At 71.8% G+C, this 12651-nt stretch carries 15 protein-coding genes; 8 read left to right on the top strand and 7 right to left on the bottom strand.

Annotated features, from left to right (window positions below; translation table 11 throughout):
• Positions 1–42 precede the first annotated feature (42 nt).
• From FF100_RS32010 to FF100_RS32000, 3 genes are all read left to right on the top strand, one after another.
• On the top strand, positions 43–816 hold the full coding sequence (locus FF100_RS32010) for an ABC transporter permease (protein WP_139040096.1): 774 nt from the start codon (positions 43–45) through the stop codon (positions 814–816).
• The gene (locus FF100_RS32005) at positions 817–1599 is read left to right on the top strand and encodes an ABC transporter ATP-binding protein (RefSeq protein WP_139040080.1); all 783 of its coding nucleotides are present in this window, start codon (positions 817–819) and stop codon (positions 1597–1599) included.
• Positions 1600–1705: 106 nt separating this feature from the next.
• Complete coding sequence (locus tag FF100_RS32000) at positions 1706–2215, top strand: OsmC family protein (protein WP_139040079.1); 510 nt, start codon at positions 1706–1708, stop codon at positions 2213–2215.
• A gap of 66 nt (positions 2216–2281) precedes the next feature.
• On the opposite strand, the gene FF100_RS31995 is transcribed toward FF100_RS32000, so the two are convergent.
• The 5 genes from FF100_RS31995 to FF100_RS31975 form a co-directional block, all read right to left on the bottom strand.
• Entirely contained in the window at positions 2282–2509 is a 228-nt protein-coding gene (locus FF100_RS31995) for a hypothetical protein (RefSeq protein ID WP_139040078.1), read from the bottom strand.
• Positions 2510–2617: 108 nt separating this feature from the next.
• Positions 2618–3400 carry an ABC transporter ATP-binding protein gene (locus FF100_RS31990; RefSeq protein ID WP_139040077.1) on the bottom strand — a complete coding sequence of 261 codons (783 nt, stop codon included), beginning with the start codon at positions 3398–3400 and terminating at the stop codon, positions 2618–2620.
• A 14-nt stretch (positions 3401–3414) separates the two neighbouring features.
• A complete protein-coding gene (locus FF100_RS31985) occupies positions 3415–4125 on the bottom strand; it encodes an ABC transporter permease (protein WP_139040076.1) in 711 nt (236 codons plus the stop codon).
• Complete coding sequence (locus FF100_RS31980) at positions 4122–4826, bottom strand: ABC transporter permease (protein WP_139040075.1); 705 nt, start codon at positions 4824–4826, stop codon at positions 4122–4124. The genes FF100_RS31985 and FF100_RS31980 overlap by 4 nt, the downstream gene beginning before the upstream one ends.
• Before the next feature lie 30 nt (positions 4827–4856).
• Positions 4857–5711 carry a transporter substrate-binding domain-containing protein gene (locus FF100_RS31975; protein ID WP_139040074.1) on the bottom strand — a complete coding sequence of 285 codons (855 nt, stop codon included), beginning with the start codon at positions 5709–5711 and terminating at the stop codon, positions 4857–4859.
• Positions 5712–6178: 467 nt separating this feature from the next.
• On the opposite strand from FF100_RS31975, the gene FF100_RS31970 reads away from it, so the two are divergent.
• On the top strand, positions 6179–6688 hold the full coding sequence (locus FF100_RS31970; RefSeq protein ID WP_139040073.1) for a GNAT family N-acetyltransferase: 510 nt from the start codon (positions 6179–6181) through the stop codon (positions 6686–6688).
• 263 nt (positions 6689–6951) lie between these two features.
• Here FF100_RS31970 and FF100_RS31965 read toward each other — a convergent pair whose 3' ends face one another.
• Entirely contained in the window at positions 6952–7548 is a 597-nt protein-coding gene (locus FF100_RS31965; protein WP_139040072.1) for a PepSY domain-containing protein, read from the bottom strand.
• A gap of 160 nt (positions 7549–7708) precedes the next feature.
• On the opposite strand from FF100_RS31965, the gene FF100_RS31960 reads away from it, so the two are divergent.
• The gene (locus FF100_RS31960; protein ID WP_139040071.1) at positions 7709–8569 is read left to right on the top strand and encodes an SDR family oxidoreductase; all 861 of its coding nucleotides are present in this window, start codon (positions 7709–7711) and stop codon (positions 8567–8569) included.
• A gap of 479 nt (positions 8570–9048) precedes the next feature.
• Here the strand turns inward: FF100_RS31960 and FF100_RS31955 are convergent, their stop codons facing one another.
• Positions 9049–9267, bottom strand: a complete 219-nt coding sequence (locus FF100_RS31955; protein ID WP_139040070.1) for a DUF6894 family protein — start codon at positions 9265–9267, stop codon at positions 9049–9051.
• Between the two features lie 170 nt (positions 9268–9437).
• Between FF100_RS31955 and FF100_RS31950 the strand changes: the two genes are divergently transcribed.
• From FF100_RS31950 to eutC, 3 genes are all read left to right on the top strand, one after another.
• Positions 9438–10292 (top strand): transglutaminase-like domain-containing protein, encoded by an 855-nt coding sequence (locus FF100_RS31950; RefSeq protein WP_139040069.1) that lies wholly within the window; start codon positions 9438–9440, stop codon positions 10290–10292.
• A 179-nt stretch (positions 10293–10471) separates the two neighbouring features.
• Positions 10472–11842 (top strand): ethanolamine ammonia-lyase subunit EutB, encoded by a 1371-nt coding sequence (locus FF100_RS31945; protein ID WP_139040068.1) that lies wholly within the window; start codon positions 10472–10474, stop codon positions 11840–11842.
• Complete coding sequence (gene eutC, locus FF100_RS31940; RefSeq protein WP_139040067.1) at positions 11839–12645, top strand: ethanolamine ammonia-lyase subunit EutC; 807 nt, start codon at positions 11839–11841, stop codon at positions 12643–12645. The genes FF100_RS31945 and eutC overlap by 4 nt, the downstream gene beginning before the upstream one ends.
• The last annotated feature ends 6 nt before the right edge of the window (positions 12646–12651 follow it).

Here is a 12651-nt window from a genome sequence, read left to right as displayed (position 1 = left end):
CCCCTCGCGGCCGCAGCGTCGGAGACGCCGCGGCGGACGTCCCTGCGCTTGCCCGGCGGGCGGGCGCTCGCCGGGCTCGTCCTGCCGCTGGCGCTGGCGCTTGCCTGGGAGGCGGCGGTGCGGGCGGGCCTGGCGCAGGGGCGGCTGGTGCCGCCGCCGAGCCGGGTGCTCGCCACCCTGTGGGGCCTCTTCGCCAGCGGCGAGCTCTGGACCCACGTGCTGGCGAGCCTGACCCGGGTCGCGGCCGGCTTCGGCTTCGGCGCGCTCGCCGGCATCCTGGTCGGGGCGCTCACCGGGACCCTGCCGCTCGTGCGGCGCCTCCTCGATCCGAGCCTCCAGGCCCTGCGGGCGATCCCCTCGATCGCCTGGGTGCCGCTGTTCATCCTGTGGTTCGGCATCTTCGAGGCCTCGAAGATCACGCTCATCGCGGTCGGCGTGTTCTTCCCGGTCTATCTCGGGGTGGCGGGCGCCATCGCGGGGGTCGACCGCAAGCTGGTCGAGGTCGGGCGGGTCTTCCGGCTGTCGCGCCTCGCACTGGCGCGGCGCATCCTGCTGCCGGCGGTGCTGCCCGCGACCCTGGTCGCCTTGCGCACGGGCCTCGGCCTCGGCTTCATGTTCGTGGCGGCGGCCGAGCTGCTCGGCGCCTCGGAGGGCCTCGGCTACCTCCTCCTCGACGGCCAGCAGCTCGGCAAGCCGGACCAGATCGTCGCGGCGATCCTCGCCTTCGCCGCCCTGGGCAAGCTCTGCGACGCGGTGCTCGTCGGGCTGACCGCGCCGCTGGCGCGCTGGCAGGACACCGCGCGGGATGCCCTCTAGATGCTGATTCTCGACCGGCTGTCGAAGACCTATGCCGACGGCACGCGGGCGCTGGCCGACCTCTCGCTCGAGGTCCGGGCCGGCGAGATCGTGGCGCTGATCGGCGGCTCGGGCTGCGGCAAGACCACCCTGCTGCGCCTGATCGCCGGGCTCGACCGGGCGAGCGCCGGCGGCATCAGCCTCGACGGCGAGGCCATCGCAGCGCCGCATCCGGGCGTCGGCATCGTGTTCCAGGAGCCGCGGCTGCTGCCCTGGCTCAGCGTCGCCGACAACGTGGCTTTCGGCCTCGCCGATCTGCCGCGGCCCGAGCGCCGGGCCCGGGTCGCCCACGCCCTGGAGCGGGTCGGCCTCGCCGAGCATGCCGGGCGCTGGCCCCGCGACCTGTCGGGCGGCCAGCAGCAGCGGGTGGCGATCGCCCGCGCCTTCGTCGCCGCCCCGAAGGTGCTGCTCCTCGACGAGCCGTTCTCGGCTCTCGACGCCCTGACCCGGGCCGGGCTGCATCGCCACCTGCTGGCGCTGTGGGAGGAGAGCCGGCCGACCGTGCTCCTGGTCACCCACGACGTCGCCGAGGCGGTGGCGCTCGCCGACCGGGCCGTGGTCCTGCGCCCGAAGCCCGGCCGGATCGACGACACGATCCCGCTTCCCTTGAGCCGTCCGCGCCAGCCCTCGTCGCCCGGCAGCGAGGCCGCCGCCCGCACCATCCTGGCGAGCCTCGACCGGTCCTTGCGCCCGGAAGGCGAGCGCGACCGAGCGAAGCCGGACGCTCCCGCCCTGTGGTGGTGAGCCCTTCGCCATGAGCCCTTCGCCATGAGCCCTTCGCCATGAGCCCTGGCGAGGGGACGGCGCCGGATGCTAAGCCGCTCGCCCATAAATCAAGGAGGACAACCCCATGGACGCCACCGAACTGCGCTCGCTCCAGGCCCCGATCAAGGACCGCTACCGCACCGACCCGGATGCGGCGGTCATCACCCTGAAGGCGCAGGGCTCGCTCGACGACGGCGGCATCGCCTGCAAGGTCGAGACCGGCCGCGCCCTGGCGGTGGCCGGCCTGCACCCGGCGAGCGGCGGCTCGGGCGCCGAGCTCTGCTCCGGCGACATGCTGCTCGAGGCGCTGGTCGCCTGCGCCGGCGTGACCCTGAAGGCGGTGGCGACCGCCCTGGAGATCCCGCTGCGCAAGGGGCTGGTCAAGGCCGAGGGCGACCTCGACTTCCGCGGCACGCTGGGCGTCGACAAGGGCGCGCCGGTCGGCTTCCGGGCGATCCGCCTCACCTTCGAGGTCGACAGCGACGCGCCGCAGGAGAAGCTGGACCAGCTCCTGAAGCTGACCGAGCGCTACTGCGTGGTGTTCCAGACGATCAACCAGAAGCCGCAGCTTGATGTGGTGATGGCGCGGGGGTGAGGAATCGCTGACTGGCAAGTCGCGGCGATCGAAATGTGGGTTTGCCGGATCCGGCAAACCCACGAATCAAGCCTCGGACCGTGCCTCGTCCAGGCGCTTTCTCGTGCCGACGGGCGCATTGACCAGCGTGGCGACGAGGCCGCCGACGCCGACGAACCCGGTCCCGAGCGCCACATGCTGGATTGTCTCTCCCCAGCGCAGTACCCGCATCTCCGAGGCAGGGGCCACCAAGAAAGCCGGGGCGCCCAACTCCATCGTGACGATGCGCAGCAGAGAGCGCTTGGCCGTTGGCATCGGCACAGCATCCTCCATGATCGCGTCGCCCGTCCCTGCATGGCCTCGCATGCTCAGCCGGGACCCGCCCGCGACCATACCCTCCCCGGTTCGTTGGCAGCGTCGGCCTCACTCCCCCCGCGCCAGGAACTGCCGGAACCGCTCCGACCGCGGCGCGGTGAACACCTGCTCGGACGGCCCGTCCTCCAGGATCCGTCCCTCGTGCAGGAAGACCACCCGGTGGGCGACGTCGCGGGCGAAGGCCATCTCGTGGGTGACGACCAGCATGGTGCGGCCCTCCTCGGCGAGCGCCCGCATCACCCGCAGGACCTCGGCGACGCGCTCGGGATCGAGGGCGGAGGTCGGCTCGTCGAAGAGCAGCACCCGGGGATGCATGGCGAGCGCCCGGGCGATGGCGGCGCGCTGCTGCTGGCCGCCGGAGAGATGGGCCGGGTAATGGTCGCGCTTGTCGCCGATGCCGACCTTGGCGAGCAGCGCCTCGGCCTCCGCGACGCACTCCGCCCGCTTGCGCCCGAGCACGTGGACCGGCGCCTCGATCACGTTCTCCAGAACCGTGCGGTGGGACCAGAGGTTGAAGCTCTGGAACACCATGCCGACCCGGGAGCGGATGCGGTCGACCTGGGTGCGGTCCGCCGGCACCCGGCCGCCGCGCCGGGCGCGCCACGCCACCGCCTCGTCGCCGACCACGACCTCGCCGGCCTCCGGCACCTCCAGGAGGTTGATGCAGCGCAGAAGCGTCGACTTGCCGGAGCCGGAGGAGCCGAGGATCGCCACCACCTCGCCCTCGCGGGCCGAGAGCGAGACGCCGCGCAGGACCTCGAGGTGCCCGAAATGCTTGTGCAGATCGCGGATCGCGACGGCCTCGGGACGGGAGGGCGAGGGGGCGAGCATGGGCGAATCCGGTCTCAGGCGGGGCGGACGACCGGGCGCGGGCGCCGGTCCGGCGACAGCCAGGCCTCGACGAGCCGAAGGATCCCGATGATCACGAAGGTGAGGGCGAGGTAGAACGCGCCGGCGCAGAGGAAGACCTCGAGCGCCCGGAAGCTCTGGGCGATCAGCTTCTGGGCAAGGCCGGTGATCTCCATCAGCGTGATGGTGGAGGCGAGCGAGGTCGCTTTCACCACCGAGATCACCTCGTTGCCGTAGGCCGGCAGGGCCTGGCGGGTGGCGAGCGGCAGGGTGACCCGGCGAAACAGCAGCCCCCGCGGCATGCCGCAGGCCCGCCCCGCCACCAGCGCCCCGTGCGGCACCGACAGGACCGCGCCGCGAAAGATCTCCGCCGTGTAGGCGCCGGTATTGAGGGCGAGCGCCAGCAGGGCGCACCAGTACGGCTCGCGGAAGACGCTCCACAGGCCCCAGGCCTGCAGGGTCGGCCGGAACTGGCCGAGGCCGTAATAGAGCAGGAAGATCTGGACCAGGAGCGGCGTGCCGCGGAAAACGAAGATGTAGAGACGGGCGAGCCAGTCGGCCGGGGCCACCCCCGACAGCCGGCCCCAGGCGGCGAGCGCCGCCAGAACGCCCCCCAGCGCCACCGACCCGGCGGTCAGGCTCAAGGTCAGCGGCAGGCCGCCGAGCAGAATCCGGAGCGTGCCAGCGAGGAAGTCGAGGTCGATCATCGGGCGCCCCGGCGGGCATGCGCCTCGGCCCTCGAAAAGCCCCAGGTCGAGAGCGAGGTGATGGCGAGGTAGAGGGCGGCCGCGGCGAGGTAGAAGGTGAAGGGCTGGCGGGTCGAGCCGGCGCCGACCTGGGCCTGGCGCAGGAGCTCGACGAGGCCGGTGACCGAGAGCAGGGCCGAATCCTTGAGCAGGATCTGCCAGACGTTGCCGAGACCCGGCAGGGCGTCGCGGGCGACGAGAGGCGCCACGACCCGGCGCAGGATCAGCCCGCGATGCATGCCGACCGCCCGCGCCGCCTCGATCTGTCCGCGGTCGAGGGCGAGATAGGCGCCGCGGAACACCTCGGCCTGGTAGGCGCCCGAGATGATCCCGAGCGCCGCGACGCCGACCACGAAGGCCGGCACGCCGACGAAGCCGGTGACGCCGAACAGGCCCGCGATGCCGCCCAAAGCCGCGCTGCCGCCGAAATACAGCAGGTAGATCACGAGCAGGTCCGGTACGCCGCGCAGGAGCGTGGTGTAGCCCTCGGCCAGCACCCGCAAGGGCAGGAGGCCGGAGAGCTTGGCCGCCGCCGCCAGGCCGCCGAGGACGGCCCCGAGCAGGAAGCCGCAGAGGGCCAGGGCCAGCGTGGTGCCGGCGGCGAGGAGCAGCGCGCCGCCCCAGCCGCCGGGCCCGAAGCCGAGAAGGGTGAAGGCGCTCACGCGGGCAAGTCCCTGCTTGGTCCCTTCGCGTCAGCCCTGCGGGGTCATGTCGGCCTTGAACCACTTGAGCGAGAGCTTCTTCAGGGTCCCGTCGGCGATCACCGCGTCGATCCCCTCGTCGAGCCGCGCCTTCAGCTTGGCCTCGCCCTTGCGCAGGCCCATCGCCACGCCACGGCCGAGGATGCCGCCGCGGAAGCGGGGTCCCGCCAGCATCACCGTGTCGGCGAATTCCGGCTTCTCGGCGGTCGCCCGCAGGGGGGCGTCGTTGGCGAAGATCGCGTCGATGCGGCCGGCGGCGAGGTCGAGGTCGTGCTGCTCGGTGGTCTTGTACTCGCGCACCTCGATGGTGCCCTTGAGGTACTTGTCCATGAAGGCGGCGTGGATGGTCGAGACCTGGACGCCGACGGTCTTGCCCTTGAGGAGCGGCTTGATCGTGTCGAGCGCCTTCTGGGCCTCGGCCTCGTCCGTCAGGCTGAACTTCTGGCCGCCGAGGGGCAGTTTCGCCAGCGGCCCGTTGCGGTCGACCGCGAAGCCCGAGGAATCGCCGCTATAGGGCTTGGTGAAGTCCACCACCTTCAGCCGCGCATCGGTGATGGTCATGCCCGACATGATCGCGTCGAACTTCCTGGCGTTGAGCCCCGGCACCACGCCGTCCCAGTCCTGGGCCACGAACTCGCATTTCAGCTTAGCGCGGGCGCAGATCTCGCGGCCGAGCTCGATCTCGTAGCCGTCGAGGGTGCCGTCGGGCTTGGTGAAGTTGTAGGGCGCGTAGGCGCCCTCGGTGGCGATCCTGACGGTCGCCGGCACCACGTCGTCGGCCCGGGCCGCCCCGGCGGAGCCGAGGGCGAGCGAGAGGAGGAGGGCGAGAGCAGATCGGATTCCCATTGCGGCGTTGTCCCCCTGAGCCGTTCACGGCCTTCACGCGCCTAGCTGTCCCGCAAGGCGTGCGCCGACGCAAGCCTGCATGCCGGGGCGATGCGAGCACCATGCCAGGACGGGAGATGCGGGACCGGCGCCGGTCCCGCGATGTCCGGAGGACGCGTCCGGAGCTCGTGGCACCGGCCCGCGCGGGGGAACGTCAGGTTCCACGCAGCCGAGAATGCCGATCCTCGCAGCGCGACAGCGATCGCGGAGCGATCGCCGTGCCATCGATCGGACGATCGGCGATCGATGGTTTGCGCTCACATCCAAGCGCTGCTATGGCGCCCCCGCGGGCAATCACGCCTGACGCGGGTTCGGGCCCGCCGGGAGTTTCGGTCATGGCCCCGTGGACGGCCCCGAGGGCAGAGGCGCGACGACGGATCGGCTGACCGATCCGCCCTTGATTTCCGATGCTTGCCCCGAGTGTGCCCGTGACCACGCTTCCCCTCGTCATCCGGCTCGAAACCTCGAGCGACAACGACGCCATCGAGCGCCTGCACGAGCGCGCCTTCGGCCCCGGCCGCTACGCCCGCACCGCCTTCCGGCTGCGGGAGGGCGTGCCGCATCTCGCCGACCTTTCGTTCACCGCCCTCGTCGGGACCCTGCTGGTCGGCTCGGTGCGGGTCTCGCCGGCCCGGGCCGGGACGAGCCCGCTCCTGGTGCTCGGGCCGCTCACCGTCGATCCCGCCTTCGGCAGCCGCGGCATCGGCGGCGCCTTGATGCGGGCCTCCCTCGATGCCGCCCGTGCCGGCGGCCACGGCCTCGTCATCCTGGTCGGCGACGCGCCGTATTATGCGCGCTTCGGCTTCGCGGTGCTGCCGCCGCGCAAGCTGATCCTGCCGGGCCCGGTCGATCCGGCACGTTTCCTGGGCCTGGAGCTGCGCGAGGGGGCGCTGGCGGAGGCGAGCGGCAACGTCGCCGGCGGGACCGTGCGGGCCTAACCCCCCGCTTCGAAGGATAGAGTGCGCCGAGGAATCCCCTCTCCAGGCGATGCCGGGCGTGCCCGGTACCGCTCTGCAAGGCGTGGGAGAGGGGGAGGGGCGACCGAAGATCGCGCAGGGGGCACGCGTCCGTCAGACGCATGGGCCGTCCAGCTCCGCGGCTCGACGGTTCAGGGCGAGTGCGGACCTCGAGCCACCCTCGCGCGGGCGCTTCGATCCCCAGGCCCCTCTCCCAAACGGGAGAGGGGAATCGTGCCTTATCCTCAGTCCTTCATCACCTGGCCGTCCGGCCCGACCTTCACTTCCTGCTCCTTGTCGGCCAGCGCCACCTTGATCTCGTAGGCGACCGCCGAACCCTCGCGCTCGACCTCGGCCTCGTAGGCCTTGCCGCCGCCGGCCTTCTGCTCGGCGATCGTCAGGGCGTCCTTCAGCGAAACCTTGGCGTTGTTGAAGTCGGCGACCTTCAGGCGGGTAAAGTAGCGCTCGATCGGCTGGTTCTCGCTCTTGTAGAGCGCGCCGGTATCGGCGTTGATGCCGTACTCGACCAGCTTGCCGTCCGGATAGACGACCTTGATCGCGTAGTGGGTCGGGTTCTTGCCGTCGGCCTTCTCGAAATCGGCGTCGATGGCGCGGCCCTTGTCGCCCTGCTGCTCGGCGGTGGTGAGCGCCTGGGCGAGGCTGATCTTGGCGAGCTTGGCGGCCTGGAACTCCTTCATGTCCTTCATGTCGCCCGTCGCGGCGGGGGCCGTCGCGGGCGCGGCGCCGGGGGCGGTCGGCGCGGTCGGGGCGGTGGTCTGGGCGAGCGCGAGGCCGGTGGTCAGGGCGAGGGCGCCGGCAGTGGCGAGGAAGCGCGTCAGCATCGGGATCTCCGAGGGTACCTTCAAGGACACCGGAAACGCCGTGCACCCGACTTGGTTGCCCGATGGGCAACGTGCTTCTGGCGAAGGCAACGGGTCCGGCCGGAACGGGGGTACTCCCCACCAGTTGGCCAGGCTCCATGCCCCGTCCCGGAGTCCCCCGATGACCGACTTCCCGAAGCCTCCGTTCGAGCGTCAGAAGCCGATCCCGATGCCTGGCCGCGACGCCGACATGGATCCGCGGCCCGATTACGGCGAGACCCGCTACAAGGGCTCGGGCCGGCTCGCCGACCGCAAGGCGATCATCACCGGAGGCGACAGCGGCATCGGCCGGGCGGTGGCGCTCGCCTTCGCCCGCGAGGGCGCCGACGTGCTGATCGCCTATTACGACGAGCACGACGATGCCCGCGAGACCGCCAGGCTGATCGAAGCCGCCGGCCGCAAGGCGGTGCTGGTGCCCGGCGACATCAAGGAGCCGGGCCATTGCCGTGCCATCGTCGAGAAGGCGGTGGCGGCGTTCGGACGGGTCGACGTGCTGGTCAACAACGCCGCCCATCAGGCCACCGTGCAGTCGATCGAGGAGATCAGCGACGAGGAGTGGGACGTCACGTTCCGCACCAACATCCACGCGATGTTCTACCTGACCAAGGCGGCGGTGCCGCACATGCGGCCGGGGTCGGCGATCATCAACACCACGTCGATCAACGCCGACACGCCGAGCCCGCAACTGTTGGCCTACGCCACCACCAAGGGGGCGATCCAGAACTTCACCGGCGGTCTGGCGCAATTGCTGGCCGAGAAGGAAATCCGGGTGAACTGCGTCGCCCCCGGCCCGGTCTGGACGCCGCTGATCCCCTCGACCATGCCCGAGGAGAAGGTGCGTCAGTTCGGCTCCCAGGTGCCGATGAAGCGCCCCGGCCAGCCGGTCGAGCTCAGCCCCGTCTACGTGATGCTGGCGAGCGAGGAGGCGAGCTACGTCTCGGGCGCCACGGTGGCGGTGACCGGCGGCAAGCCGATGATCTGACGGCCGGGCCGGTCTCAGCCTGACAGGGGGCGCTTGCCCAGATCAAGGCGACCGAGCCGGACTTGCGCGCTCGGCGTCGGCGGCCTGTCGATTGACGGCTTCGTCATCCGGGACGAGGCGGGACCCGGTTCGGACCTCGACATCCTGGTCGGGCCTGGCACCGACGCCCTCCATGGTCTGCGCCACTCCATACGCGCCTACGAGCGCATGGTCGCTGCCTCTTCCGGGCCTCGCCATCGGTGACGCGACGCGCGCCGGTCTCTCGCGGCACATCGGTACCCAAGACGATCGCGAGGCGGTTCGGGTCGTCTGAGCGCGATGGCGGGGCCTGTCCGGCGCGTCGTGCCGTTTATCCTGCGCAGACGCCAACGCTGCTCGACGTCATCCCGGGTTCCCCTGCCTGGCCCCGGGACGACGCCGGAGGGTGTCCACGCGGCCGGCTGCCGCGAACAGGCTTCCAGCGTCAGCGCGGCGCCCCGTCACTGCGCCGCCAGCGACACCCGGAACACCGTGCGCCCGGTCTCGTCGCGGACGTTCATCGCGAGGATCGCGCCGGCGGAGCGGGCCGGGTCGAGGGAGCAGGTCTGCAGGGCCTGGACGGCCTCGGCATGGGCGGCGCCGGCATCGTTGAGCACCACGCCGATCATGTCGCGGGCATCCCAGGTTCCGGCATCGAGATCGAAGAAGTAGCGGTGCACGGTCCATCCTCCCAGATCACCCCGGTGTCGCCGGGCCCGACGACCTGCGCCTTAACGCAGGCTAACCCCCATCAGGCAAAGATCGGGCCGCTTCGCGAGGCTCTCCCCGCGCACCGGATCGGCGCGGCTCTTGCGTCACCCTAGCCCGCTTGCCGGGAGGGTCTCAAGCCGTGCGCTACACGTTAGGGTGTCATCTCGCCTACGAGGTCGAGGCCGAGACGGTGTTCATCTTCAACCTGGAGGTGGCGCATCTGACGCGGCACCAGGACCTTGCCGAGACGTTCCGCCTGACCCCGGACCTCCCGGTCCGACGGCACGTCGCGCCGGAGACCGGCAACCGCTACGTCGCCGTCACGGTGCCGCCCGGCGGCTTCAGCCTCGACTACGAGGCGACGGTGACCCTCGACCCGCACCGGGCCGACCCGGCCGCCATCGGCGAGACGCCGGTGAGGGACCTGCCCCTCGACATCCTGCCCTACCTGCTGCCGAGCCGCTTCGTCTCCTCCGACCGGCTCACGCCGTTCGCCCAGGCCGAGTTCGGCGACGCCCCGACCGGGTTCGAGCGGGTGAGCCGGATCTGCAACTGGATCCACGACCACATCGCCTACGTTCGCGGCGCCAGCGACGAGGAGACCACCGCCGACGAGACGCTTCTCAAGCGGGCAGGGGTGTGCCGCGATTTCGCGCATCTCGGGGCCGCCTTCTGCCGGGCGCTCGGCATCCCGGCCCGCTTCGTCAGCTGCTACGCCTACGGCCTGGTGCCGTGCGACTTCCACGCGGTGTTCGAGGCCTATCTCGACGGGCGCTGGTGGCTGTTCGACGCCACCCGTCAGGCCAATCTCGACGGGCTGGTGCGGATCGGCGTCGGGCGCGACGCCGCCGAGATCGCGTTCTCGACCCCGTTCGGCGAGATGACGCCCACCGGCATGGAGATCCGCATCGACCGGGCCGACGGGGTGCCGGAGGCGGGGGACCGCACCGTTCTGGCGGTCTCGACCGCCGAGGACGGGCAGGGGGACGAGTAATGCCGCCGCGCCGTCGAACGGATCCGTTCGACGGCGCAAGGCAGGCCCGAACGGGCGCCGGCGCTGATGCGCCGGACGCCTTGGCATCGACGTGTCGAGGCCAGGGCGCGAGGGTATAAGGGGAGGGGCGAGACGCGGCGGGCGGCCTGGAATAGGATCCCGGCCCCGGGAGGATCCGCATGAGCTACCGTCACGTCGTCGGACCACGGACCTTCGTCTTCGCCGACCTTGCCGAGCTGATGGCGAAGGCGAGCCCGCCCCGCTCCGGCGACCGCCTCGCCGGTCTGGCGGCGGAGAGTGCGGAGGAGTGCGTCGCGGCGCGCTGGTGCCTCGCCGCGGTGCCGCTCGCCGAGATCCTGGCCCGGCCGCTGATCCCGTACGAATCCGACGACGTCACCCGGCTGATCCTCGACACCCACGACGCCACGGCCTTCCGGCGCATCGCCCACCTCACGGTGGGCGACTTCCGCGAGTTCCTGCTCACCGCGACGCCCGACACCCTGGCGGCGATCGCCCCCGGGGTGACACCCGAGATCGCCGCCGCGGTATCGAAGATCATGCGCAACCAGGACCTGATCCTGGTCGCCCGCAAGGCCCGGGTGGTCACGCGCCTGCGCAACACGATCGGGCTGCCCGGCACCCTGGCGGTGCGGCTCCAGCCCAACCACCCGAGCGACGACCCTGCCGGCATCACCGCGGCGATCCTCGACGGCTTGTCCTATGGCTGCGGCGACGCCTGCATCGGCATCAACCCGGTATCGGATTCGGTGCAGGGGCTCACCGGTCTGCTGCACCTGCTGGCCGAGATGATCGACCGCTTCGCGATTCCGACGCAAGCCTGCGTGCTCACCCACGTCACCACGACGCTGGAGGCGATGAATCGCGGCGTGCCGGTCGATCTCGTCTTCCAGTCGGTCGCGGGGACGCAGGCGGCCAACGCGTCGTTCGGCGTCACCCTGCCGCTTCTCCGGGAGGCGCACGAGGCGGCGCTTGCGCTCCAGCGCGGCACGGTCGGCGACAACGTGATGTATTTCGAGACCGGCCAGGGCTCGGCCCTCTCGGCCGACGCCCATCACGGCATCGACCAGCAGACCCTGGAGGCCCGGGCCTACGCGGTGGCCCACGCCTTCCGCCCGCTCCTCGTCAACACGGTGGTGGGTTTCATCGGCCCGGAATATCTCTACGACGGCAAGGAGATCATCCGGGCCGGGCTCGAAGACCATTTCTGCGGCAAGCTGATGGGCGTGCCGCTCGGGGTCGATGTCTGCTACACTAACCACGCCGAGGCCGACCAGGACGACATGGACACGCTTCTGACGCTGCTCGGCGCCGCCGGCGTGACCTACGTCATGGGCGTGCCCGGCGCCGACGACGTGATGCTGAACTACCAATCGACCTCGTTTCACGACCAGCTCTACCTGCGCGAGGCGATGGGGTTGCGCCGAGCCCCCGAATTCGCCGAGTGGCTCGCCCGGATCGGGCTCACCGATGCGAGCGGCGCGCTGCTGCCGGGCGGGGGCGCGCCGCTCCTCGCGGGTCTCGCCGCGTGAGCCGCGACGACGATTCCGCCGCGGATGATCCCGCGGCCGCGTGGCGCCGCCTCGCCGCCCTGACGCCGGCCCGCATCGCGCTGGGCCGCGCCGGGTCCGGCCTGCCGACCCGCGAGGTCCTGCGCTTCGGCCTCGCCCACGCCCAGGCCCGCGACGCGGTGCACACCCCCCTCGATGCGGCGGCGGTGCGGGCCGGGATCGCGGCTCTGGGCTTCGACACCCTGGCGGCGGCCTCGGCCGCGCCCGACCGGGCGACCTACCTGCGACGTCCGGATCTCGGCCGCCGGCTCGACGAGGCCTCGGCGGCCGCGCTGGCGGCCGCCGCCGGCGAGCCGGTCGACCTCGCCCTCGTGGTGGCGGACGGGCTCTCGGCCCGGGCGGTCCACGAGGGGGCGGTGCCGCTCTTGAGCGCGCTCAAACCGGCGCTCGCCGGATCGGGCTGGCGCCTCACGCCGGTGGTGGTGGCGACGCAAGGCAGGGTGGCGCTCGGCGACGCGGTCGGGACGCTGCTCAAGGCCCGCGCCGTCGCGGTGCTGATCGGCGAGCGGCCCGGCCTGTCCTCGCCGGACAGCCTCGGGATCTATCTCACCTTCGATCCGCGCCCGGGCCGGAACGATGCCGAGCGCAACTGCCTGTCGAACGTGCGGGCGGCAGGGCTGAAGCCGGATCTCGCGGCGTTCAAGCTGCACTGGCTGATCGGTCAGGCGCTGACCCGGCGGCTCACCGGCGTGGCGCTGAAGGACGAGAGCGACCGGTTGCTGGAGGGCCCGGAGGGGCGCGGGATGGTGCCCGACCGCCGATGACGGCCG

Source organism: Methylobacterium terricola, from assembly GCF_006151805.1.
In the GTDB taxonomy this organism is placed as follows: Bacteria; Pseudomonadota; Alphaproteobacteria; order Rhizobiales; family Beijerinckiaceae; genus Methylobacterium; species Methylobacterium terricola.
This window is presented reverse-complemented; position numbering and strand designations above follow the sequence as displayed.